This window comes from Bacillus sp. BC05(2025), assembly GCF_056725905.1.
Window position 1 is genome coordinate 47,764 of record NZ_JBWYRA010000010.1, and the last position, 24,909, is coordinate 72,672.

28 protein-coding genes and 1 riboswitch are annotated in these 24,909 nt (G+C 36.6%); of the genes, 13 read left to right on the forward strand and 15 right to left on the reverse strand.

Annotated features, from left to right (window positions below):
- Positions 1-142: 142 nt before the first annotated feature.
- The 9 genes from ACZ76X_RS23595 to ACZ76X_RS23635 all read right to left on the reverse strand — a co-directional run bounded on the left by ACZ76X_RS23595 (position 143) and on the right by ACZ76X_RS23635 (position 8,788).
- Positions 143-1,336 carry an MDR family MFS transporter gene (locus tag ACZ76X_RS23595; protein WP_479851852.1) on the reverse strand — a complete coding sequence of 398 codons (1,194 nt, stop codon included), beginning with the start codon at positions 1,334-1,336 and terminating at the stop codon, positions 143-145.
- Positions 1,337-1,610: 274 nt separating this feature from the next.
- Positions 1,611-2,834 (reverse strand): cation:proton antiporter, encoded by a 1,224-nt coding sequence (locus ACZ76X_RS23600; protein WP_369458465.1) that lies wholly within the window; start codon positions 2,832-2,834, stop codon positions 1,611-1,613.
- 3 nt (positions 2,835-2,837) lie between these two features.
- Positions 2,838-3,335: a cation:proton antiporter regulatory subunit gene (locus ACZ76X_RS23605; RefSeq protein ID WP_212955483.1), complete on the reverse strand. Its 498-nt coding sequence runs from the start codon at positions 3,333-3,335 to the stop codon at positions 2,838-2,840.
- Positions 3,336-3,369: 34 nt separating this feature from the next.
- On the reverse strand, positions 3,370-3,936 hold the full coding sequence (locus ACZ76X_RS23610) for a tyrosine-type recombinase/integrase (RefSeq protein WP_479851853.1): 567 nt from the start codon (positions 3,934-3,936) through the stop codon (positions 3,370-3,372).
- A gap of 346 nt (positions 3,937-4,282) precedes the next feature.
- A complete protein-coding gene (locus ACZ76X_RS23615; RefSeq protein ID WP_479851854.1) occupies positions 4,283-6,142 on the reverse strand; it encodes an FtsX-like permease family protein in 1,860 nt (619 codons plus the stop codon).
- Between the two features lie 16 nt (positions 6,143-6,158).
- Positions 6,159-6,920: an ABC transporter ATP-binding protein gene (locus tag ACZ76X_RS23620; protein WP_071711001.1), complete on the reverse strand. Its 762-nt coding sequence runs from the start codon at positions 6,918-6,920 to the stop codon at positions 6,159-6,161.
- Positions 6,921-7,201: 281 nt separating this feature from the next.
- Positions 7,202-8,224, reverse strand: coding sequence for a DUF418 domain-containing protein (locus ACZ76X_RS23625; RefSeq protein WP_479851942.1), 1,023 nt, complete (start codon positions 8,222-8,224; stop codon positions 7,202-7,204).
- A 135-nt stretch (positions 8,225-8,359) separates the two neighbouring features.
- Positions 8,360-8,509: a hypothetical protein gene (locus tag ACZ76X_RS23630; RefSeq protein WP_001129344.1), complete on the reverse strand. Its 150-nt coding sequence runs from the start codon at positions 8,507-8,509 to the stop codon at positions 8,360-8,362.
- 15 nt (positions 8,510-8,524) lie between these two features.
- On the reverse strand, positions 8,525-8,788 hold the full coding sequence (locus ACZ76X_RS23635; protein WP_000840868.1) for a YtzC family protein: 264 nt from the start codon (positions 8,786-8,788) through the stop codon (positions 8,525-8,527).
- Between the two features lie 111 nt (positions 8,789-8,899).
- On the opposite strand from ACZ76X_RS23635, the gene mnmL reads away from it, so the two are divergent.
- The 6 genes from mnmL (at position 8,900) to ACZ76X_RS23665 (ending at position 14,276) form a co-directional block, all read left to right on the forward strand.
- The gene (gene mnmL, locus ACZ76X_RS23640; protein WP_000868034.1) at positions 8,900-9,859 is read left to right on the forward strand and encodes a tRNA modification radical SAM protein MnmL/YtqA; all 960 of its coding nucleotides are present in this window, start codon (positions 8,900-8,902) and stop codon (positions 9,857-9,859) included.
- Positions 9,856-10,428 carry a tRNA 5-(aminomethyl)-2-thiouridylate-methyltransferase MnmM gene (gene mnmM / locus ACZ76X_RS23645; RefSeq protein WP_479851855.1) on the forward strand — a complete coding sequence of 191 codons (573 nt, stop codon included), beginning with the start codon at positions 9,856-9,858 and terminating at the stop codon, positions 10,426-10,428. Before mnmL ends, mnmM begins: the two co-directional genes overlap by 4 nt.
- Before the next feature lie 157 nt (positions 10,429-10,585).
- Positions 10,586-11,419 carry an ABC transporter ATP-binding protein gene (locus ACZ76X_RS23650; RefSeq protein WP_479851856.1) on the forward strand — a complete coding sequence of 278 codons (834 nt, stop codon included), beginning with the start codon at positions 10,586-10,588 and terminating at the stop codon, positions 11,417-11,419.
- 18 nt (positions 11,420-11,437) lie between these two features.
- On the forward strand, positions 11,438-12,118 hold the full coding sequence (locus ACZ76X_RS23655) for an ABC transporter permease (RefSeq protein ID WP_479851857.1): 681 nt from the start codon (positions 11,438-11,440) through the stop codon (positions 12,116-12,118).
- A 24-nt stretch (positions 12,119-12,142) separates the two neighbouring features.
- Positions 12,143-12,817 (forward strand): aspartate/glutamate racemase family protein, encoded by a 675-nt coding sequence (locus ACZ76X_RS23660; protein WP_479851858.1) that lies wholly within the window; start codon positions 12,143-12,145, stop codon positions 12,815-12,817.
- 157 nt (positions 12,818-12,974) lie between these two features.
- Positions 12,975-14,276, forward strand: coding sequence for a PepSY-associated TM helix domain-containing protein (locus ACZ76X_RS23665; protein WP_479851859.1), 1,302 nt, complete (start codon positions 12,975-12,977; stop codon positions 14,274-14,276).
- A gap of 37 nt (positions 14,277-14,313) precedes the next feature.
- Here the strand turns inward: ACZ76X_RS23665 and ACZ76X_RS23670 are convergent, their stop codons facing one another.
- Genes ACZ76X_RS23670 through ACZ76X_RS23680 form a run of 3 tightly spaced genes read right to left on the reverse strand, consistent with a single transcriptional unit; the run spans position 14,314 to position 16,496 of the window.
- Positions 14,314-14,526 (reverse strand): hypothetical protein, encoded by a 213-nt coding sequence (locus ACZ76X_RS23670; RefSeq protein ID WP_479851943.1) that lies wholly within the window; start codon positions 14,524-14,526, stop codon positions 14,314-14,316.
- Between the two features lie 60 nt (positions 14,527-14,586).
- Positions 14,587-15,651, reverse strand: coding sequence for a tetraprenyl-beta-curcumene synthase family protein (locus ACZ76X_RS23675; protein ID WP_001102457.1), 1,065 nt, complete (start codon positions 15,649-15,651; stop codon positions 14,587-14,589).
- A gap of 41 nt (positions 15,652-15,692) precedes the next feature.
- The gene (locus ACZ76X_RS23680; protein WP_479851860.1) at positions 15,693-16,496 is read right to left on the reverse strand and encodes an alpha/beta hydrolase; all 804 of its coding nucleotides are present in this window, start codon (positions 16,494-16,496) and stop codon (positions 15,693-15,695) included.
- Between the two features lie 74 nt (positions 16,497-16,570).
- On the opposite strand from ACZ76X_RS23680, the gene ACZ76X_RS23685 reads away from it, so the two are divergent.
- The 3 genes from ACZ76X_RS23685 to ACZ76X_RS23695 all read left to right on the forward strand — a co-directional run bounded on the left by ACZ76X_RS23685 (position 16,571) and on the right by ACZ76X_RS23695 (position 18,915).
- Positions 16,571-17,083, forward strand: coding sequence for a gamma carbonic anhydrase (locus ACZ76X_RS23685; protein WP_479851861.1), 513 nt, complete (start codon positions 16,571-16,573; stop codon positions 17,081-17,083).
- A gap of 143 nt (positions 17,084-17,226) precedes the next feature.
- Positions 17,227-17,760, forward strand: a complete 534-nt coding sequence (locus tag ACZ76X_RS23690) for a phosphatase PAP2 family protein (RefSeq protein ID WP_479851862.1) — start codon at positions 17,227-17,229, stop codon at positions 17,758-17,760.
- Between the two features lie 12 nt (positions 17,761-17,772).
- Positions 17,773-18,915, forward strand: a complete 1,143-nt coding sequence (locus ACZ76X_RS23695) for a glycosyltransferase family 4 protein (protein WP_479851863.1) — start codon at positions 17,773-17,775, stop codon at positions 18,913-18,915.
- A 282-nt stretch (positions 18,916-19,197) separates the two neighbouring features.
- Here ACZ76X_RS23695 and ACZ76X_RS23700 read toward each other — a convergent pair whose 3' ends face one another.
- Both ACZ76X_RS23700 and ACZ76X_RS23705 read right to left on the reverse strand, forming a co-directional pair.
- A complete protein-coding gene (locus ACZ76X_RS23700; RefSeq protein WP_479851864.1) occupies positions 19,198-19,800 on the reverse strand; it encodes a molybdenum cofactor guanylyltransferase in 603 nt (200 codons plus the stop codon).
- A complete protein-coding gene (locus ACZ76X_RS23705; RefSeq protein ID WP_479851865.1) occupies positions 19,797-20,306 on the reverse strand; it encodes a MogA/MoaB family molybdenum cofactor biosynthesis protein in 510 nt (169 codons plus the stop codon). The genes ACZ76X_RS23700 and ACZ76X_RS23705 overlap by 4 nt, the downstream gene beginning before the upstream one ends.
- 238 nt (positions 20,307-20,544) lie before the next feature.
- Here ACZ76X_RS23705 and ACZ76X_RS23710 point away from each other — a divergent pair, with 238 nt between their 5' ends.
- The 3 genes from ACZ76X_RS23710 to ACZ76X_RS23720 are packed head-to-tail and all read left to right on the forward strand — an operon-like array spanning position 20,545 to position 21,455.
- A complete protein-coding gene (locus tag ACZ76X_RS23710) occupies positions 20,545-20,724 on the forward strand; it encodes a hypothetical protein (RefSeq protein WP_479851866.1) in 180 nt (59 codons plus the stop codon).
- A 6-nt stretch (positions 20,725-20,730) separates the two neighbouring features.
- A complete protein-coding gene (locus ACZ76X_RS23715; RefSeq protein ID WP_479851867.1) occupies positions 20,731-20,907 on the forward strand; it encodes a hypothetical protein in 177 nt (58 codons plus the stop codon).
- A gap of 23 nt (positions 20,908-20,930) precedes the next feature.
- Complete coding sequence (locus ACZ76X_RS23720) at positions 20,931-21,455, forward strand: GNAT family N-acetyltransferase (protein WP_479851868.1); 525 nt, start codon at positions 20,931-20,933, stop codon at positions 21,453-21,455.
- Between the two features lie 41 nt (positions 21,456-21,496).
- Here ACZ76X_RS23720 and metK read toward each other — a convergent pair whose 3' ends face one another.
- On the reverse strand, positions 21,497-22,696 hold the full coding sequence (metK, locus tag ACZ76X_RS23725) for a methionine adenosyltransferase (protein WP_000163127.1): 1,200 nt from the start codon (positions 22,694-22,696) through the stop codon (positions 21,497-21,499).
- A gap of 168 nt (positions 22,697-22,864) precedes the next feature.
- Positions 22,865-22,986: riboswitch (SAM riboswitch) on the reverse strand.
- Positions 22,987-23,214: 228 nt separating this feature from the next.
- On the opposite strand from metK, the gene pckA reads away from it, so the two are divergent.
- Positions 23,215-24,801 (forward strand): phosphoenolpyruvate carboxykinase (ATP), encoded by a 1,587-nt coding sequence (pckA, locus tag ACZ76X_RS23730; RefSeq protein ID WP_140970051.1) that lies wholly within the window; start codon positions 23,215-23,217, stop codon positions 24,799-24,801.
- Positions 24,802-24,909: the final 108 nt, after the last annotated feature.

Here is a 24,909-nt window from a genome sequence, read left to right on the forward strand (position 1 = left end):
GCTTACTTAACGCGGGGCTTCTCGGTTAATCGTTACTCTTCATAACTAATGAATTCGTCTTACGACAGCCGAGCGATCTCCCTTGTTCGAAAGGTTGTTTTATTTAAATATATTCTAAAACATATGAACATGTTCCGTCAAACTAAACTGCAATTTTTTCTTCAACTGTTTCTTCTACTTTTACTCGTTTATCATAAATACTCGTTGCAATAATCGCTACTACAAGCATTACCATGATTGCTATAAACAATACTTCCATATTGTATAAATCAACAATTGCTCCACCAACGACCGGTCCGAACATTTTTCCTACAGTCGCTGCGCTATTTACAACACCTTGATAAAATCCAAGTTTATCTTTTGGTGCAAGTATATTTGCAATGGTCGGAACTGCTGGCCATACGAATAGCTCACCAATTGTTAATGTTACCATCGCAACGAGGAACATCGTAAATTGCTGCGCTTGACTTAACACAATAAATGACGCAGCAAAAATAATAATTCCAATCATAATTTGTTGTTTTAAAGAACGCTTCATCCAGCGAATTAACATACTAACTAATGGCTGCGCACAAACAATCATCGCCCCGTTTATCGTCCATAATAAACTGTAGTGACGAAGGCTAATGTTTAATTCTTGCATATGTGTTGCAATTGCTCCTTGCCACTGTACATATGTAACCCAGCATAGAGCATATGCTACACACACGATAAGAAGTGCTTTGAATCCAGGTGTAAGCGACCAACCTTTTTTCGTTTCGACTTCTTTTTGCACTCCCGGCTCTTTTTTGTCTTCCATACCACGGAATCCAATAAAAGCAATTAAAAAGAAAATAAAGTATAAAATAAAGTTCGCTAAGAAAATATAATCAAAACGATACGATGCAACTAATCCACCACATGCTGTTCCGATCGCAATACCAACGTTTTGTCCAACATACATCGCATTAAATGCTCGTCTTCCGCCCTCTGGCCAAACCGTACCAACCATCGCGTACATCGATGGGAAGACCATTCCAGAACCGAAGCCGATTAACGCTAGCCACACAACATATAATGGCCAACCGTGGAAGAACACAAGACCTAAAATTGATACGAGTGTAATCACAATTCCTACTAAAGTTGATTTATAACCGCCCCATTTATCAAATAAAACACCGCCGAGCAAGTTTCCGATTACACCAGTAAGCGAGTTGATCATTAATACCATTCCGGCCACAGATAAAGATTTTCCTAGGTGATCATGCAAATAAATTGTATTAAAAGGCCATAAAAAAGAAGCACCCGTGACATTAATAATCATCCCAGCTACTAATAGCCATACTTTCCTTGGCATAGTCTCCCCTCCTATTCTATTTTTTCGTTCATCTATAACAGTAAAATTGTAGTCGTTTTTAAATAGGAAGGCAACTGATTAATAGTTGATGAAATTCAGATAACGGTTTATCGGTAAATGAAATTATATTGATTGCTGTTTGAAAATATATCGGCAATTTTGGAAATATATCAGCGATTATTAAAATATATCGACTTACCGACAAAAAACGACAGCAGTAACAATAAAAAAAGAGAAGATTACATGAATTTCATGCAGTCTCCCCTTATTTATACTATCCAACTTCTTTTTCTCGCTTCGCACGTTCTTTCGCGCTCCATTTAAATACCTTATCTAGTAGAGAGTATATTCTCCCAGACTCTTTTGTTAATAACGGTCCTAACGATGCTAATATTAAAACGTACAGTGCGGAGAACGGTTTAATCGCTGCCATTAAGCCACCCGCAATACCGATATTTGCGACAATAATGGAGAACTCTCCGCGTGATACAAGTGTTAAACCGATATTCGTAGAAGCCTTATGCGATAACCCGGCTTTACGTCCTGCAATCATTCCAGCTGTAAAATTACCGATGAGTGTAATGAGCACTGCCCCTAACGCTAACCACACTGCTCCTCCAAGCGAAAACGGATCTATACTTAAACCGAAACTGAAAAAGAATATGGCCCCAAAGAAATCACGAAACGGGACGACGAGATGTTCAATCCGATCGCTATGCTCCGTTTCAGAAAAGACAAGCCCTAACAATAACGCTCCAATCGCTTCTGCAACATGAATCGTTTCTGAAAATCCTGCTACAAAGAATAAAATAGCAAATATTACGATAATAAAAATTTCATTTGACGAAATATCTAATATTTTATTTAAAAACGGCGTAGCCTTTCTAGCAATTACGAAGAATAGTAGCATATATCCTACTGCGATTAAAACCGATGTGAGAGCACCTACAAATGATGTGGCACCACCGAGTACTAACCCTGAAACGACTGATAAATATACAGCCAAAAAAATATCATCAAACATAATGATTCCTAATATTAATTCAGTCTCTTTATTACCAGATCTTCTTAAATCAACAATTACTTTCGCAACAATTGCACTTGATGAAATTGTAATGATTCCAGCGATAATTAACGTTTCTAGTAAGGGAAATCCCATCACATATCCATAAAGCAAACCTAATATGAAATTAAGCGATATGTGGACAGTCCCCCCGAAAGCAATTGACTTTCCTGATTTAATTAATTTTTTTATTGAGAATTCTAAACCTAAGTAGAATAGGAGGAATATGACGCCAACACGGCCGAGGAATGAAATAACTTCTCCGCTTTCAATAAACCTTAAATCGATAAGTCCTAAATCTGGGGCATGAGGCCCCACTAACATACCGAGTATAATGAGAAACGGAATAATCGAGAACTTTAACTTCGCAGCGAGGATAGCTGCAAAAGCTACTAATACTAACGCAGTTCCAACTTCAAAGATTAAAGTATCCATCGATTAGGAATCACCTCCTGCTGAAAGCAATTCATTAATAATTCTTTTCACTTCATGTCTTTCACCCGATAATACGAGCATATCGCCAGCTTCAATAATAGAATCTGGACCTGGATTAAAGAATTTCTTCATATTCTTTTTCAAAATGGCAATAATCGTTACGTTATATGTTTTTCTGACATGTAAGCTACCGATTGTTTGTTGTACGACTGGCGCATGATTTTCTACCTTAAACCATTCAATTGATAATCCTTCAAAAGCCATCTCAATTGTGTCTAACGCTTGTGGTCTATATACCATTCCGCCTAATATAGCCGCGATTTGTCTCGCTTCAGAATCACGAAGAGAAATGCTCGAAACACTCTCATCGTGATCCGCATCAAAATGATACATTTCTCTTCGGCCATCATCATGAATAACGATAACCATTTTTTCATTACCTTTTGTTATAACTTCAAATTTACATCCAATGCCCGGTAGTTCACTCTCTCTAATATTCATATGTTCCGCCTCCTAAAATTTTTAGTTACGGCTTTTACAAATCTACATCAATCTCTGTTTTAAACTTCTCATCTTTTGAGATTCCTAAATACTTGAGCGTCTCAGATGGAGTCGCATGATGAAAATGCTTTTGTAATAGCGCAATCGCTATTCCTCTTTTGTACGCGTGATATCCAAATGTTTTTCGCATTGAGTTCGTTCCAATCTTTCCAACAATCCCAACCGCTTCAGCTGCGCTATGAATAACGCGATACGCTTGTTGGCGTGAGATTGAATTTTTCGTTTTATTCGATTGAAATACGTAGTTTTCTCTTTGAGCATCAATAGATTGTACATACTCTAAAAGTGCTTCTTTTACTTTTGTATTTAAATAAATATCTTGTTTAAATTTTTCATCTTTCACAGGAAGAGAGTAGAACTCTTTCACAGTTCCATCTTCATTTAATACCTCTTCAAACTTCATACTAAGTAGTTCAGTAATCTTTAATCCAGTGTTAATTCCAATAACAAATAAAAGATAATCTCGCTGCGAGTGCTCTTTTAAATACTTTTTCATAGCCTCAATTTGGCTTATATCTTTTAATGCCTCTACAACTTCCATACATGTATCTCCTCATCTTATGAACGGTAATTTTCTCATTATCCTGTTCATTTTACCTTATCACGCTATGGGATTTCCATGTATTATCCATTATTTTCACAATATACGACTTAGGTCTGACAATTTTTCATTTGGAAATTTATGATTGTACAAATATGGTGTGGGTAGAAAATAGGGGATACAAGTTCAGCTTCTTTCTATAGATTGGATTCCTCCTTTCATTTTTCGGTTGCTGATACTCACATATTATGTTACTTATTTATATTATATTATATATTTCAGTAACATTAAAGTGTTTTTTCTGAAAATATAAAAAACCGAGCACTTTCACTCGGCTTTTTACGTATTAATCTTCTTTCGGAAGAACAATTCCTTTATACAATTGAACTGTAATGAAGTAATAAATCGCATAAATTACTACGAAAATTACGATTGGTACCCAAATACGGAAGTAAGGATCCATTAAAATAAATCCGAAAATATTCATACCAACTAATACGTGGGCGATACCCACAATTGCTGGGAATAAGAATACTAAGAATAACTCTTTATAAATCGATTTTGTTAATAACTCACGGCGCACACCGATTTTACGAAGCATTTGATAACGCGTAATATCTTTTGATGCACCAGAAAGAATTTTAAACATTAAACAACTTGCCATCATTGCTAGGAACGCAATTCCAAGGAAGAATCCCATAAATACTGTTCCGCTCGCAACTCCGTAAAACATGTCGTAAGATTGATATTTACTATCTAATCTTTCAGCTTTTATATTTTTATATTTATCTAGCTGCAACTCGTCAAGTTTTTTCCATTCTTTTGTATATGTTAAGAAATCATCTACTTTTCCGATAAATGCTATACCTTCTTTACCATTTATCTCATCGTACATTTTTTGATCTACAATTTTAATTGCATGATCCTGGTATACATAAAATGGCTGAATTGTTCTGAAAGCATCGTCCCATTCTTCTGGAAGTTCTTTCGCATTCGCATCTTTTTCATTCATCTCTCTAGAAACTGCGCCTACTGGTAGTTCCTGTGAAGCTTTTTTCGTATTTACTAAATCTTTCATTGACTTCACATTTTCCATATCTTTTACTAACGGACGATTTTTCTCTAAATCTTCTTTTACATAGTAAACGTATTTATCATCAACTTTATAACGGTATTCGCTTTTCTCTTTAAATGTAATACCGTCTAAAATTTTCTTTTCTTCAGCTGTTGGGTTATGAACTACTGAATCATATATTACTAAACCGTCTACCATTTTTATAACGTTATTTTTAAACGCCATACCTCCTGAAATTGCACCCGCTCCAAGTGCAACTAACATTGCTACTGTTGCAAGTACTTTCGTTAAGCTATTAATACGGAAGTTTAATTGGGCGAACGTAAAAGCGTTAAGTCCTTTTTCACTACGTTTTTTATTACTTTTTAACTTTTTAATAATAACTGGAAGAAGAGATCCAAATAACATGTAAGTACCAGCTGTTGTTGTAACTAATGCAATAAGGATTCCCATCTCTCTTAGTTTTTCCATGTAAATCATTGATGCATATCCAATGCCTAATAAAATAACCGCAAGGAATGCAACTAAACCTGTCATTTTTCCTTTTACTGCAACACGCTCTGTTTGTGCGTCTGCATGTACAAGTTGCAGTACAGAAATGCGTGATAATTTAATACTGTTCATAATTGCTGATAATACAAATAATGCAAAGAAGAAAATACAAGTAACAGTCATAGATGGTAAATAAAATGCTTTATAACCTTCACCAGCAAATTCAAGCTGTTTCATTAATAACTGTCCGATACCTTCTGCAAGTCCTACACCAACTGTAATACCAATCGCAAGAGACGCAGCACCTAATACAATCGTTTCAATAAACATAAGCAATGTAACTTTATGTTTTTTTGCTCCTAACATCATATACATACCAAACTCTTTTTGGCGAAGAGATAATAAGAAAGAGTTCGCATATAAAATATAGAAGAACGTTATAATGGCTAGTAAAAATGACCCTGCTTGGAATACGAATCCGATTGATTGAATAACTGAATTAGATTCGATAAACGCTTTATTCAATGCTAACGTTTGGAACATGTAAAAAATTGAAATCGACATGACAAGACCGACAAGTAAGACGATATAATCTTTCAGCTTACTTTTCAGCCCCGACATGGAAAGTTTAAATAACATACTGGAACCTCCTTTCTTACGCTTTTTGTGTACCTAAGTCTGCAAGTACATCTAAAATTTCTTTGTAGAACTCTTCACGCGTACCACCGCGATGAATTTCTTTATATAACTCACCATCTTGAATAAATAAAATACGCTGACAGTAACTTGCACTATACGGATCATGCGTAACCATCATAATCGATACGCCTTGATCTTTATTTAAGTTTGTCATCGCATCAAGTAAACTCGTTGCATTTTTAGAATCAAGAGCTCCTGTTGGCTCGTCCCCTAAAATAATTGCTGGCTCATGTACAAGTGCGCGCGCTGCTGCTGAACGTTGTTTCTGTCCACCAGATACTTCAGATGGATACTTTTGAAGAATTTCTGTAATCCCTAACATACCCGCTACTTTTTCTACTTTCGGTCCAATATTACGTGATGGAACCCCTTGAAGAGAAAGTGGAAGTGCAATGTTTTCGTAAATAGATAAGTTCTCTAATAAGTTAAAGTCTTGGAAGATGAATCCTAATTTTTGTGAACGGAAATCAGAAAGCTCACCTTGTTTCATTTTTGTAATATCTGTTCCTGCAATTTCAACAACGCCGCCCGTTGCTTTATCAAGTGTTGAAATTACATTTAATAAGGTTGTTTTACCAGAACCAGATGGTCCCATAATCCCAACAAACTCACCCTCTTGAATCGAGAATGAAACACCTTTTAACGCGTGTGATTGGTTCTCACCTTTTTTACCGTACACTTTTTGAACGTTTTTCACGTCTACAACTGGTTTCGTCATATATATCCTCCTACGCTTGTTTTTCCATTACCTATTTTGCGCCTTTTGAGGGTGAACTGCTATTTGTTAACATTACAATTACCTTACACTTTTGTAATATAAAAAAGGTGGGCGTGTAAGGTTCGTTGGTAAATGAGATTTTATTCGTGATCTACCAAGGAATCTCCACTTACCACCAAAAGATGAAAATAAAAATGGTCTGTTCCACAAAAGGAACAGACCACTTCTCTCTTTATCCCGCTTTAATGGGCAGTAAGACCCCCACTGATTAAAGTTTCACTTTATTTCTTTAAAGGCGTTACCGTCCAATACGTAATAACACGCCAAATCCATTCTAGCGGACCCATTTTAAAGATTTTCATCCAAATTACACTAAACACAATTTGAATAGCGTAAATTGCGATACATACATATAACGTCTGCATGTACGTTAAGTTACCTGCAAAGTTAAATACACTACCTGCAATTAAAATCATTGCAGTTTGTCCAATATAATTTGTTAAAGCCATACGACCGTAGTATTTCAATGGTGCTAACAATGTTTGAACTGGTTTTAACTGAAGTAATAAAATTAACGCTCCGACATAGAAAGCTGAAATAATTGGTCCAACTGTAACACCAATTTTTAAGAATTGACCTGTAGCATCCATTGTCCCATCTTCATTCATGATTATCATATTTACGAATGGCTCAGCAGGAACGTGTCCATATTGATACCATAACGCTACAACACTTAAAACAAACATAATCCCTGTAAAAATAGCGACTTGTTTCATTTTTGCTGAAAGATTTTCAAATACTTTATACTGTCCCGCAGCAAGACCTAATAAAATTAAACCTAATGGTAATAATTCCTTAGCTGCCATAATACTAAAAGTTATCGTAAGAATAAGACCGATTACTACATTCACTTCTTTTTTCGCTTTATAAAACGGTAAAACAATTAATCCACAAATTGCGTATAACGCTAATGCTTCCCCAGGCTGAAACATTTGATGAATCAAACCAAAAATAAATAGTGCAACTATGCGGCGTAGAAATAGAACGTATCCATTCTTTCCTTTTGCAATTGCTCTTGTAATAAAGATATAAAATCCTACTCCAAATAAAAATGAGAAAATCGAGAAGAAACGACCTTCTACAAATAAGTATAGAAACCTTTGATAGCTAGCATCTACTGTATTAGGATCTGGAGTTTTAATATTAAGTAGTGCTAAAATATTCACTAAAATAATCCCCAGTAATGCGAAGCCACGAATGTAATCTAACTCATCAATTCGTTTGTTTGTCATATTGTTCCCCATAAGCAACTCCTTGTCCAAAATTTAATCCTCCCTTACTCTACTGGAAATGTTATCTTACAACTATCGGCAAACCTTACAGAAATCTTACATTATTGTCATATAGCAAAATAAAACCAGGTCATATTGCGACCTGGTTTACTCTGATTGCTTTGATTTTTGTGGTTGTCCTTTTTTACTGTTGCGCTGTTTCACTTGAACAACTGGATCAAGTTCATTTGAAAACTCAGCGTTATGTCCATTTTGTGTTTTTTGCTCTGGATTATTTTGATCTGAGCGTTTCGCCATTACATTCACTCCTTTTTAGTGCGGTGTAATAATCATTTGATGTTGCAGTTGGCGAATTGCCATGCGTGCTCTATTTAATTGCTCACGTTGCTCATCATTCGCATGTTGTTGCATCGTTTGTAAATCGTTATACGCTTGTTCTAATTTTAACTGCGCATCCGAATACTCCATCGTATTGTAATGCTCTTGTCTCATACCTTGGTCTAATTGTTCTTTCGCATATTCCACAGCTTGTTCCGCTTGTGTAATATACGATTCAAGTGATTGACGCTCTGCCATAATTGTCCCTCCTTGCTTCAATTCCCCTTTAGTGTGTCCCTTCCATCTCTACCTTATGAGTATGTTATAATGGATTTTGTTTCATTTTGACTCGGCTTAGGAGGGAAAGTAATGAAGGTTCAAAACCCTTTTCCATATACAAACGACAATAAACGTTATCATACATGGAATTACCATTTACGAAATGAATTTGGTGAAAAAATCTTTAAAGTTTCATTAGATGCTGGCTTCGATTGCCCAAACCGTGACGGTACAGTTGCTTACGGTGGCTGTACATTTTGTAGCGCTGCCGGATCTGGCGACTTCGCTGGTGATCGCCGCGATGATGTTATAACGCAATATCATGAAATGAAAGAAAAAATGCGTTCAAAGTGGAAAGATGGCAAATGTATCGCTTATTTCCAAGCGTACACCAATACACATGCACCACTTGAAGTGTTAAAAGAAAAATTCGAACCGCTTCTAGCAGAAAAAGACGTTGTCGGTCTTTCTATCGCAACTCGTCCGGATTGTTTGCCAGATGATGTTGTTGAATATTTAGCGGACTTAAATAAACGCACATACCTTTGGGTTGAACTCGGTTTACAAACTGTCCACGAGCGAACTGCAAACCTTATTAATCGCGCTCACGATTATCCTTCTTACGTGGAAGGCGTAAATAAATTACGCAAACATGGTATTAGAGTTTGCTCTCATATTATTAACGGTCTTCCACTTGAAGATTACGACATGATGATGGAAACAGCTCGTGAAGTAGCGAAACTTGATGTACAAGGAATTAAAATTCATTTACTTCATTTATTAAAAGGAACGCCAATGGTGAAGCAATATGAAAAAGGACAACTAGAATTCCTTTCTCTTGAGGATTACGTAAGTCTCGTTGTTGACCAACTTGAAATAATTCCAGAAGACGTAATTGTGCACCGCATCACAGGTGACGGTCCACCTGATTTAATGATTGGTCCAATGTGGAGCTTAAATAAATGGGAAGTATTAAATTCCATCGATGCAGAATTTGTACGCCGCGGAAGCTGGCAAGGAAAATATGCAAATGAGGAGAAACAACAATGAAATTAGAACGTGTATTACCGTTTGCTCGCACACTGCTGCAAACGGCTGTTAAAGAAGGCGATTACGCTGTAGATGCAACACTTGGAAATGGTCATGACACATGCTTCCTAGCTGAAATCGTTGGAGATAACGGAAAAGTATTTGGATTTGATATTCAAAAAGAAGCAATTGAAAGCTCTACTATCCGTTTAAAAGAAAAGGAACTTTTCGAACGTACTGTTTTAGTTCACGATAGTCACGATACGCTTCTATCCGTACTACCAGAAAACGCAAAAGGAAAAGTAACAGGCGCTATCTTCAACTTAGGTTACCTTCCTGGCGGTGACAAGCACATCGTTACAAAACCGAACTCAACAATTTCAGCTATTGAACAACTACTAGACGTAATGGCACCTGAAGGAATCATCGTCCTTGTCATTTACCACGGACACCCAGAAGGACAAATAGAACGCGACGCTGTTCTCAAATTTGCAGAAGAACTAGACCAAAAACAAGCTCACGTACTGCGATACGGCTTCATTAACCAGCAAAATAACCCGCCATTTATTGTGGCGATTGAGAAACGATAATATATCGACGATTTTTTCGATATATCGACGATTCGACACACTATATCGACTTATCGACAAAACATAACAAAAAAAGACGTGTACTCATTGCACGTCTTTTTCTTATTCTCCTATATAATGGATGTATACAATATATAGGAGAAAGAAGGATCGAACTTTGCTAGTAGAACTAAGGGGAATTCAAAAGAAGTACGGCAAATCACTTATACTAGATAACATCGATTTATCCATTCCAGAAGGAGAGGCACTCGCTATTATTGGCGGGAACGGAACTGGAAAAAGTACTCTACTCAAAATAATTGCAGGATTTATTTCACCTACAACAGGGACACTTCAAAGAAAAGAACATATACAAATTGGCTATGTACCTGAACATTTTCCTGAAGGGATTCGTTTTACATTAGAGGATTATTTATATCATCTCGGCCACATCCACGGCTTATCAACAAAATATTTAAAAGATAAAATTCCGATGCTTCTTGAATCTTTTCATTTACATCATGCAAGGCATTCCGTTATACGAAACTTTTCAAAAGGTATGAAACAAAAAACTGGCATTATGCAAGCATTGCTTACAGACGTCCATTTATTAATTTTAGATGAACCTCTTTCTGGACTTGATCCTAACTCTCAGCAAGAATTAGAACATATTTTACTCTCATTAAAACAACAAGGCATATCTATACTCTTCACATGTCATGAAAAACAACTACTAGAAAACTTCGCCGATAGAATTGTGACGTTAGCAAATTATACAATCACAGAAGATATCTCTGTGCAAAAAGTGGCAGAACAAGTCTATATTGAAGCAATCGTTCACGAAACGTTTTCAGCGATAGAACTACGGAAACAATTAGGTTTTATACACGTTACACACAATGCAAATCAAAACCTTATTCAATTACAAATCGAAAAAGAATATACAAACGAAATGCTTCAGTTTTTATTACATAAAAAAGCATCTATCACACTGTTACAACCTAACTTTTAAATCGAAAGAAGGTTTATTATGTTTGCTCTTATTCGTTATCACTTTCTCGACTATACCAAATCGTATAAGTACGTCCCTCCTATTGCGATGTACTTTGTGAGCTTACTTTTTGTATATACATATAAACCTACTCCTATTGTGCCGACATACTTAGAAACGGCACTCGCACTTTATTTATTATCTGCTTGGATTACGGTCACAATTTTTCATACTGAAGATCCTGTACAAGAACAAATTACTATGTCTCATACAAATAACATTTCAGCATTATACGTTGGTAAATATATTACAGCTCTTCTCATTTGTACTGTTTTATCTTTTATATCCGTAATCTATCCAATTATTTTGCAAATGTTTAATGAAGAAATGACAGTTTCTTTATTTCTAGTCGGATTTCTCGCTCATATGTCTTTCTCTATACTAGGAATTTCAATTGCCACTTTATTTACTAGAAATATGATTCAAAAAGCAAGCACCGCTTGGCTTAGCCTTACATTTATATTACTTATAACGATCGCCTCCATCCGGTTTAAAAAAGAGTTACTATGGTTTTTACCACCTGTCGAAAGCTTTCTAATGCTTGGACAATACAAATATAATATATTGACTCACACACTATGGCTCACAGCTTGGGCTATCGCATATTCATTTTTATTACTTACTTTATTTCTTTTTATCGTTCGCAAAAAACGTTTTTAATTACATATTAAAGGAGACAAACCAATGATCGGAATACTAGCAGGAATGGGACCAAAATCAACTGGGCCATTCGTCGATACAGTTATAGCAAAGTGCCAAACAATATACGGAGCAAAACATGATATGGACTTTCCTCATATGATGATTTACTCGTGCCCAACACCATTTTACATGGATCGCCCTATTGATCACGAAGCGATGAAAAAAGCAATTATTGAAGGGGCACAAAAACTCGAAAGTACTGGTGTAGAATTTATCGCTATGCCATGCAATACGGCGCATCTTTATTTTGAAGAATTACAGCATTCGCTGTCCATTCCGATTTTAAATATAGTCAATGAAACGTTACAAGCAATTCCTGAAAATATAAAAAGAGTCGCTCTTCTCGCAACAAAAGCGACAGTTCAAGCTGGTATTTATCAAGACGGGATTGCAAAACGTAATATAGAGTACATTCATCATGAAAAATGGCAGGCAATGATTAATCAAATTATTACTTATATAAAAAGCGGAGAAGTTGAAGAAGCCCGCAAACTATGGCGCACGCTCGTTTTACAATTGAAAGATCAAGTAGATACCGCCATTATCGCATGTACTGATTTGAATGTTGTGGCGGATGAGGATTTTGTGGATTCTGCTCAATGTCTTGCTGAGGCGGTTGTTAGGATGTATCTATCAAATATAAAGAAATCTTCGTAAACATAGAAAACATCCTTTCTGAAATGTGTTTTATGTTTGATGAAAATCCCAAAAACTTTTAACATTTTTCACAATTCCTTCAAAATATCCACACTTAATCTCGCTATATTAAAATGAGGAATTTATTCATATAGGGAAGGTTAGGGGAACTGAAAGTATGAAAGTAAATCGTTCGCTTCATTATATTTTTTGGCGTTGGCATTTTTATGCTGGGCTTTTTATTACGCCGCTTCTTATTACGTTGTCACTGAGCGGAATCGGGTATTTATTTCGGGAAGAGGTTGAAGATTTCATCTATAAAGATTTGTATTTTGGGAAGAGCGCCCAAACAGAATCTATTTCGATGGCTGATTCTATTTCCTTAACAGAGAAAAAATATCCACATTATAGCGTGGCGAAAATTAGTGAGTTTAATGGGGATTATAATACGAGACTTACGATTGCAAATGAGTATACGGGACAACAAAAATATGTGTATTTAGATAGCAATAATCAAATTGTCGGAGATCAAAACGCAAGTGAAACGTTTGCCAATATAATGCGGGAATTACATAGTTCTCTTTTAGTTGGTGGCACTGTCATCAACTATACTGTAGAACTTGCGGCATGTTGGACAATATTCTTAATTGTGACTGGGTTGTACATGAGTATACGCCAATTCAAAAATACACCAGCATCCAATAAGCGAGAAAAAGCAAAACGACGTCATTCTATTATCGGTATTATATTTACAATTCCACTCGTTCTGCTAGTCGCATCTGGATTGCCATGGTCAGGATTTATGGGTAACCAAATTTATAAAATCGCATCTTCAAATGAATCGCTCGGATATCCAAAGTTGTATATGGAACCACCTGAATCAAAGGTAAAAGAATTGCCGTGGGCAACAAGAAAAGAAGCTCCTCCTGAATCGAATCCAAATGAAGCGAAAGCTATTTCTGTCGATGAATTACAAAAAGGAATTGAAATAAAGAAACCATATGTCATCTCATTACCAACTGATCCGAAAGGCGTATTCACTGTTTCGAAATCAAGTGGTTCTGGTATTACAGGTATGCATGTCGCACCAAATGCAGAAATAACAGCTTATTTTGATCAATATAGCGGAGAGCTCATTTCGAAAACAGACTATCGTGATTATGGATTACTTGCACAATGGTTCACTTACGGTATCCCGCTTCACGAAGGACATCTATTCGGATGGCCAAATAAAATATTATGCTTACTAACGACATTATCTTTATTACTTCTCATTTATTACGGAGTAAAAATGTGGTTAGCAAGAAAGCCGAAAGGAAAATTAGCAGCACCGCCAAAGCAAAGAGATAAGAAAAGCATATTCGTTTTCTTTATCATGATGGTTATACTAGGCGCTGTCATGCCTTTATTCGGACTATCTGTTTTAGTGATTTTTGCGATTGAACTTCTTATATATGTATTTTCAAAAATACGATCATAGTAAAAAAGCATTTGTACTCCCTTGTACAAATGCTTTTTTATTTACTCTTTTCTTTTTTTCTACCACTTATTAAAAAGACGGTATCTACTATAATAATTGCGCCAATTATTACCTGGGGCACATAATCCATCATAGTAGGACCACTTGGCCTATTCATCATCATATATATTCCAGTTACAAATGAAATGGAAAGTAGCACGAGTAATGTTATTTCAATATGGTCATATAGCTTTTGAAACAATCGATTTATTTCCAACACCACCTTTACCATATTATAACGAAAACCACTCTAAAAGAGTGGTTTTCTTCATCACTGCGCCGTTTTCTTTCGGTACATCTTCCCGTTCCAATAGAAGAATCGTGAAGTGAGACCTCCGTATTTTACAATGCGCCGTGCCATTTTGTGCATATTCTTTTGTGCTGATACTTTTTGGTCTGATAAATAAATACCAAGTAACCCGCGGCTTATGAGACGATGAAACTTCGCATGAGGCAAATCACCAATGCTCTTCTCTGCTTCTTCTACAAAATGTTTCATACGATCTAATATCACTTGCTCGTTTTCGTAATAACTACAGAAATTCAAATCTCCGCCGATACGGTCTTCTTCTTGATCAATGAAATAATCAAGCAAAATGTGAAGTCCTTGTACGTAAGGGAAGTACCCTTGTCTAATTTTCGCAATATCTTCATCATGTAATTCATCATGGAATGCATATGCGACAAGACAGAAGATTCCAAGCGTAGAACCGGCACATGCTGAAAATTCAAACCAACTCATCTCAGGTAAGTTTTCTTTATGTGCTTCAAACCACGTTTGTAATCGTGGTTCTCTTTCTTCTAATTTTACATGTTTATGAATTTGTAAATCACAATAATAACAAGCAAGTTCATGAAGAATAGGAGCGATTTTGTCATAGTGCTTCGTTTTCTTTAAAACATCTTGGCATGTTTCAACAAGTTCATCTAAATAACCACCATCATCTTGATCATCACGATAACGATAATAATTACCGCCACCTTCTACTTCAGGTGATAATGCCATTAACATAGATTCATGCAACGCGGCAAAATCATTCGGATCAAGTGATGTACTGCGATCACATAAATTATCTAAATAGTCGCTGATCGTTTGATACGCTACGATAAAACGAATACATTCCTCTCGGTGCTCATTTGCTAATAGCGCTAAAATGCCACCGCCTTCGCAGTGAAACGTTTTATGCTCAATACTTGCGATTGCCTGACTATGAAGCTCATCATTCGGAATATGGTAGGCACGCTCTTTCCACATCGCTAGCTCATGGTGTACAACCGGAAACACATCACGGTATACTTTCGCCATGAGCGTTATGGGATTACTCGGTACGTTCACTTCTTCCTTCATCTCCTCTATTCAATGTACAAATAATTTACTTATTTGTTTGTTTCTATTATGTTATTGATGCGTATTTCAGTAAATGACTGAATATAATTCAAAATTTCATCACGCTCATACTCATTTAATAACTCGTGATAACAATTCGGCCATTCTTTAAAAGCCTTATCACTTATTTTAACATTATTAAACCAAGTGCGGACACGTGTTTTATCTACAAGTTTATCCTCACAAGCTTGCATTAGCAAGAGTGGAACGTCTGGAAAATCATCTATTTTCTTATGAGCAATTTCGATAGACTTAATCAATTCACTATACCAACGTACTGATACTTTGCGCAAGAACAATGAATCATTCTCCATCGCGTCCCTAACTTCATGATTACGAGTTGACATTTCCACTGTAAGATTCGTTGCAAATTGCAATTTCGGGGCGATAATATTTAATATTTTTGAGGCAGCTTGAAGTGGTGCTGAAGGTCCAGCCAATACGCCTAAACATGGCGAACTTAAAATAATGCCGTCTACATCTTCTCTCTTCGTTTCCTGCATCATACGAATAACGATAAGACCACCCATACTATGACCGAATATAAAAATAGGTAACCGATACTTTCTTGCCTCTTTCACCCATAATTTCACTTCCTCTATGTATTCATCAAATGAATCAATATGTCCTCTATTTCTTGAAGTCGTTCCATGTGACGGAAGGTCTCCCATCACAACGTGGTAGCCGTTATGATTCCACATTTCCGCAACAGCTTCGTAACGTCCGTGATACTCCATCGCGCCGTGCACAATAACGATTACAGCCTTTGCTTCCTCCGCTTCATAATTCCACATACGAACCTCCTCCATTTCACTCTTTTTCATAATTTGATACACTTAAACTAGTCTCTAGGAAAGGAAGGCTTTACATGATATACCCTTACAAAGAAAAAAATCCGAAAATTGCGAGTAGTGCTTTTATCGCTGACTATGTTACGATTACAGGCGATGTTTCCGTTGGCGAAGAATCAAGTATTTGGTTTAATACAGTCATCCGTGGTGATGTGTCACCAACAATCATTGGAAATCGAGTAAATGTACAAGACCAATGTACACTCCACCAAAGCCCACAGTATCCTCTTATTTTAGAAGACGACGTTACAGTTGGGCATCAAGTTATTTTACATAGCTGTCATATTAAAAAAGATGCTTTAATTGGAATGGGGTCTATTATATTAGATGGCGCTGAAATTGGTGAAGGAGCTTTTATCGGCGCTGGAAGCCTCGTTTCACAAGGAAAAAAAATCCCGCCAAACACGTTAGCCTTCGGTCGCCCAGCGAAAGTCATTCGTGAATTAACAGAGGAAGACCGTAAAGACATGGAGCGAATTCGCACGCAATATGTTGAAAAAGGTCAGTATTATAAATCATTACAGAAATAACTTTTCCAGCTGCCATTAAAGTGGCAGCTTTTTCTATAAAAACTAACTTTTTCTTTACAAAACATTATTACTCCCTCAATAAAATCTTATTAAAATAAAAGCTAATATCTCCATATATATGTAAGCGAGGGAGGAGAATTTTCATGAAGGCCAGTGGACTGTATAAAATAGAATGTTACATTTTCAAGGGAATTAACCGATACTTTGATCAAAAAACATTAAATATCTTTTTCAGCAATATTACTCATATAGGTGGTGCTACTTTCTCAATCACACTTACACTTTTCTTTTTAATGTTCGCAAAAGGGACTTTGCATCAAGCTGCAATCGCATCTGCTATTTCTTTAGCAATTAGCCATATTCCTGTACAAATATTAAAAAGATGGTATCCGCGAAAACGTCCTTATTTAACAATTCAGGATGCGAAATATCCAGTCCATCCATTAAAAGACCACTCTTTCCCGTCTGGTCATACAACAGCCGTTTTCTCTGTCCTTATTCCATTTATTTGCTATAATCCAAGTTTATTTGTTTTTTTATTACCGTTAGCATTATGCGTCGGTATTTCTCGCATTTATTTAGGGCTTCACTATCCATCTGATGTATTTGTCGGTATGTGCCTCGGCACTTGCTCTGGCATCATCTCTTTTTATCAATTCATCCCACTTTTCACATAAAGGAGTGATATGATGAGAGTCGCCATTTTTACCGATACTTTTACACCACAAGTCAACGGGGTTGCGAAAACATTAGAACGATTAACACGTTACTTTCAGAAAGAAAAGATCGCCTATTCTGTTTTCGCCCCTCAGCATACAGCTGAAGATAATTTCGTGGCGAATGTGAACAAGATGAGAAGTATCCCGTTAACAATATTATATCCAGAATGTCGCTTTTCTTTTCCTACTCCGCGCATTAAACGAGAACTTCTTTCCTTTAAACCTGACATTATTCACATTGCTACACCTTTCAACATGGGACTTTGTGGATTGTATTATGCAAAAAAGTTAAACATCCCAGTTGTCGGTTCTTATCATACTGATTTCGATGCTTATTTACGTTATTACAAAATCGAATTTCTCTCTCATATGCTTTGGAACTATTTAAAGTGGTTTCATAGTCATATGCAAAAAAATTTTGTCCCCTCTCCCGAAACATTACATCAATTAAAAAATAAAGGCTTTCAAGCTCTCTCTATTTGGGGACGTGGTGTAGATTGCACACTCTTTCATCCATCTTACAATACAGACCTATTCCGAAAAAGATATAATATTACAGCGAAGTATGTCCTTTCCTATGTTGGACGGATTGCCCCTGAAAAAGATATTGATACGTTACAACACCTTATCGTCAAAACAGCGCATACTCGAAATGACATTCATTGGCTCATCGCAGGAGACGGTCCTCTAGCAACAAATTTACGTGAAGCTATTCCGAAAGCAAATGTCACTTTTACTGGATATTTACAAGGTAAAGATTTAGCTGAAGTATATGCTTGTTCTAACATTATGGTATTTCCATCTGCTACTGAAACGTTCGGAAATGTCGTACTCGAATCACTTGCATGCGGTACACCTGTCATCGGTGCAAATAGTGGTGGGGTTAAAAATATTATTACAGATGGAAAAACAGGAATTCTTTGCCCGCCCAAACATGCGGATTCCTTTCTATCATCCATCCATTCTTTATTGCGAAATGAAGAGCAACTTATACAAATGGGCATAGCGGCTTCGTCTTATGCTAAAACAAAAAGCTGGGATAAGATTTTCCGTGGGTTACTTGACCAATATGAAGAAGTCCTTCAGCACACCGCATCAGAATTACTCGCTTAAACAGAAGAACTCCCTTCAACTAGACGAAGGGAGTTTATTACACAGTTATACATTTTAGTTTCATAAATGATACATAAGGTTAAACATTGTTTTATCTCTATATTCATTATATCAGAAATAAACATAACTAAATAGACTTGTAATAAAAACCCATAAAAATTAATATATGGTTATACAGTATTTTAACTGTATAGTGATTTTAAGAAATTCCCCTTAAAATCAACTTACTCACATACCTTTATACAGTAATTGTTCCCCAATTTCTGTATACCAAAAAACCTTTCATTCATTTGAAAGGTCTTTTTGAGCCTGCATATATTCTTCTTTCGTATTCACATTTATAAACCAATCCGCATTCGCTTGTACATCTTCACCAGCAATATATTTCATATTACATTGTGATAAAAGCTGGCCCATACTTCTTTTTTCTTCCTGAAGCAAAGTATAAATTCTTTCTTTCACACGGTTATGGTATGCTGCAAGTAACGGTTGTTTTCTTCCATTAACAATAGGTACAACCGCATCATATTCATTGCTCGTTTGCTCTAGCAAAATGGTAAACCATTCTTGTGAAACATTTGGCGCATCGCAAGGCATAATAGCGTACCAATCTGCTTCTATATATTCCATTCCTGATACAATTCCAGCAAGTGGGCCATTTCCTTTATAATGCGGAATATCTTCTATAACAGGAACTTGTACGAGTTGCTCTACTCGCTCTTTTAGATCAGAATGACTAATGACCACAACTTCTTGGAGCGCATTTGTCATCACTTTCACAATATGCTCAATAAAAGTACTACCTTGCCAGCTCGCTAACGCTTTCGGCTCACCGAATCGACTCGACATACCGCCTGCTAATACAATTCCAGCGTATTTACTCATTGGCGATGCAGCTCAAATGTAATATGACCTAATTCCGGTAAAATTAATTTATTCATCGCAAGGCGAACCGCTCCGCTAGACCCTGGCATGGAAAAGACAACTTTGCGCCCAATTGTACCGCCAATCGCTCTACTTAACATTGCGCTGCTTCCGATATCTTCTAAATAACTAATCATGCGGAACAACTCACCAAATCCGACAATTTCTTTATGTAATAACGCTGATACTGCTTCAATCGTCACATCACGCTTCGTAATACCAGTACCGCCATTTGTTAACACGACATCAACATCTTCCTGATGATAACCAGCTAACACCGCTTGCTGAATACTTTCTTTATCATCTTTTACAATTTCATAAGAGGTCACTGTATGCCCTGCTTCTTTTAATAATTCATGTAATAGTTGTCCACTCTTGTCCGTCTCTTCTGTACGTGTATCAGAAATCGTTACAATTTTGCAACGCACTTCTTTCGGTGCTTGTTTTTTATGTTCGGTTACGCTCATTTTATATCTTCCCTTTCCTAAAGTCTTTTCTTCATTTTATCATACCTATCTTTACACAATTATGTATGAAGCCGTTAATACAACATGATACAATATAAGTATATACAACTACAAAAAGGAAAATATACTTTCTTATACTCCTAGACTACACATCATTAGCTACTCTTTAAATCCTCTTATATTTTCCACATAGTAGATTTCATTTTAAATTACAAAATAATTTGGAGGTTCACTTACTATGGAACTTTATAAAAAACTCACAACAACATTCATCCTCTTATTCGTCGCTTCCATTACTGTCGGCTTTTCTCTAAAAGACGCAATTCCATACGCTACATTCGTAAGTATTATATTCGCAACACTATTTTTACTAAGCAGTGCCTTTTGTGCAGGTAAAGCACGTCAAATGAAAGGATGATTACATATGTTCAAGAAGAAACCAATCCTTTGTAAATCCTGCGGGAAAGAAATACAAACATATGAAAAAACGTGGATTCATATGCCATTTCCAGCGAGCGGTATGACTAATATAAGAAAGTATATTGAACTAGAAGGACACATTTATTGTAGCTCGTGTATTGAAATAATGAACAAAAACTAGTGAATACAAAAGGTGGGCTTATATTGTTTGAATCAAACCGTATCCAGTTACGAAAGTTTTCCGAAGATGATATTCTAACGTATTATAAATGGCATAATGATATAGACGTTATGAGTTCAACTACCCTTAACCTTGATAAATACTCCTTACAAGATACAGAAAAAATTTGCCAGCAATTTATTCATTCTTCAAACTCTAAGAGCTATATCATTGAAGAAAAAACGACGAACCTTCCAATTGGTATTACTTCTTTAATTCACATTGATTCGTATAATCGAAACGCTGAATGCATTATTGATATTGGTAAAAAGGATTACTGGGGGCAAGGTTATGGGAAGGAAGCTTTCACTTTATTATTGAATTATGCATTTTTAGAATTAAATTTACATCGCCTTTCTTTGCGAGTATTTTCTTTTAACGATAGAGCAATTAAATTATATAAATCACTCGGTTTTCAACATGAAGGAACTTGTAAAGAAGCTATATTCCGCAACGGCACTTGGCATGACATTGAACTCTTCGCTTTATTCCAACGTAATTATAAATAAAAAAAGCTTTGCGCTCACCGCGCAAAGCTTTTTTTCATATATTATAGACCAGCTTGCTCTTTTAAAGCAGCAGCTTTGTCTGTACGTTCCCATGTTAGATCTACATCAGTACGTCCGAAGTGGCCGTAAGCTGCTGTTTGTTTGTAAATTGGGCGACGTAAGTCTAGCATTTTAATAATACCAGCTGGGCGAAGATCGAAGTTGTTACGAACTAGTTCTACTAGTACGTCTTCAGATACTTTACCAGTGCCGAATGTATCAACTGAAATTGATACTGGTTGCGCTACACCGATTGCGTATGCAAGTTGTACTTCTGCTTTCTCAGCAAGACCAGCTGCTACGATGTTTTTCGCAACATAACGAGCTGCATATGCTGCAGAACGGTCAACTTTCGTTGCATCTTTACCAGAGAATGCACCGCCACCGTGGCGAGCGTATCCACCGTAAGTATCAACGATGATTTTACGTCCTGTTAAACCAGCATCACCTTGTGGTCCACCAATTACGAAGCGGCCAGTTGGGTTAATGAAGAATTTCGTTTCTCCATCGATTAATTCTGCTGGTACTACAGCTTTAATTACGTGCTCTTTTAAGTCGCGATCGATTTCTTCCCATGTAACATCTGGGTGATGTTGTGTAGAAATTACGATAGTATCAACACGTACTGGTTTACCATTTTCATCATACTCAACTGTAACTTGCGTTTTTCCATCTGGACGTAGGTATGATAATGTATCATTTTTACGTACTTCAGTTAAACGGCGAGCTAATTTGTGAGCAAGCGAGATTGGAAGTGGCATTAACTCTTGTGTTTCATTACATGCGAAACCAAACATTAAACCTTGGTCTCCTGCACCAATTGCCTCAATCTCAGCGTCAGTCATTTGACCTTCGCGTGCTTCTAGCGCTTGGTCAACACCCATAGCGATGTCAGCAGATTGCTCATCGATAGATGTTAAAACTGCACAAGTTTCTGCATCGAATCCGTATTTTGCGCGTGTGTAACCAATGCCTTGAATTGTTTCACGAACGATCTTTGGAATATCTACGTAAGTAGAAGTCGTAATTTCCCCCGCTACCAATACTAAACCAGTTGTTACAGTTGTTTCACAAGCTACACGTGCATTTGCGTCCTTTGATAAGATCGCATCTAAAATTGAATCAGAAATTTGGTCACAAATTTTATCTGGATGTCCTTCAGTTACAGACTCAGATGTGAACAGATGACGTTTTTTTGTCATGTGGTAAACCTCCCTACAGTAATTGTATATATTGTACGGAACTCATCCTTAATTTGCCACAGATTGCGACATACATTTATTCTCCCACACAAGCATACAGAAAAACCTTTCCTACTTTAATAGAGGAAAGGTTTAATTTGCTACTTGCATACTGCTTTTTGCCCTTCGCTCTTATCGTTCGAGACCTGTAGCCTCGCACAGGTTTTAGCACCTATTCACTTGTGTTTACCAATACAAGTGAGGTTGCTGGGCTTCATCGGGCCTGTCCCTCCGCCAGCTCGGGATAAGAGAGTATCCGTCCCAACCTATACTAAAGAAATGATATTCATTTGTCAATTAATATTCACATTTTCCTGAAAGTTTTTCTCAATACGCCTAAAATGAAATATTAATAAGGAAATAATGTATTCACACAAACAAAAAGAAATAAATAGTATACATTATTTATATAATTGTGTTATACTCTTGTTGGGGATTACGAGAAATATTTCATTAAATGAAAAGGATGGTATATAAATATGAGTACTGTGAATGTCCAAATTGGTTTACACGAATTATTGAACGGAAGCAATGCACAGATTCAACTAAGTGTTCCGCAATTAGTGGAAAAAGTATTAATGCGAAATGAAGGGAAATTAACTTCGACTGGTGCCGTTTCTGCTTCAACTGGAAAATATACAGGACGTTCTCCTAAAGATAAATTTATTGTGAAAGAAGCATCGGTTGCTGACAAAATTGCTTGGGGAGCAGTGAATCAACCGATTTCTGAAGAACATTTTAATAAATTATATACAAAAGTTTTAGAATACTTAAAAGAAAAAGAAGAGTTATTCGTCTTCAAAGGATTTGCAGGCGCTGACCGCAATTACCGCCTACCAATTCAAGTTATTAATGAATATGCATGGCACAATTTATTTGTACATCAATTATTCATTCGTCCAACTGAAGAAGAATTAACAACTCATGAATCAGAGTTCACAATTGTTTCTGCACCGAATTTCAAAGCTGATCCAGCTGTTGACGGTACAAACTCTGAAGCATTCATTATGGTTTCATTCGAAAAACGTATCGTACTAATTGGTGGTACAGAATACGCTGGAGAAATGAAAAAATCAATCTTCTCTATTATGAACTTCTTATTACCTGAACAAGATATTCTTTCTATGCATTGCTCTGCAAACGTAGGTGAAGAAGGCGACGTAGCACTATTCTTCGGTTTATCTGGAACAGGTAAAACAACATTATCTGCTGATCCAAACCGTAAATTAATCGGTGATGATGAGCATGGTTGGTCTGATAACGGTGTATTCAATATTGAAGGCGGTTGCTACGCAAAATGTGTAAACCTTTCTCACGAGAAAGAACCCCAAATTTTCGATGCAATCAAATTTGGATCTGTTTTAGAAAACGTTATCATTAATAACCAAACGCGTATCGCAGACTACAACGATACTACTTTAACAGAAAATACTCGTGCTGCATACCCTATGCATGCGATCGACAATATCGTGCTGCCAAGTGTTGCTGGACACCCAAATACAATCATTTTCTTAACTGCTGATGCATCTGGCGTATTGCCTCCAATCAGTAAGTTATCAAAAGAACAAGCTATGTACCATTTCTTAAGTGGTTACACTAGTAAACTAGCAGGAACAGAGCGCGGCGTTACATCTCCGCAAGCAACATTCTCAACTTGCTTCGGTTCACCATTCTTACCACTTGATGCATCTCGCTATGCTGAAATGCTTGGTGAAAAAATCGAGAAGCACGATGCGAAAGTATTCTTAGTAAACACTGGCTGGACTGGTGGCGAATACGGCGTTGGTAAACGTATGAACTTAGGTTACACTCGTGCAATGATTCAAGCAGCATTAAGCGGCGAACTTGCAAAAACTGAAACAGCTAAACATGACATCTTCGGTCTTGAAGTTCCACTTCACGTACCAGGTGTACCTGACGAAGTGTTAATGCCTGAACAAACTTGGGCTGATAAAGCTGCTTACAAAGCAAAAGCAATCGAGCTTGCGAACGAGTTCAAAGCGAACTTCAAAAAGTTCGACAGCGTTTCTGAAGATATTATTAACTTAGGCGGTCCAATCGCTTAAGTACAGACTTTCTGTTGGAATACTCCTTACTCATATGAATAAGTGTCGTGTAACCGTAAAGTTTCGCGTACTCACCGACAAAACCCAATGCGACTTAACGGTTATACA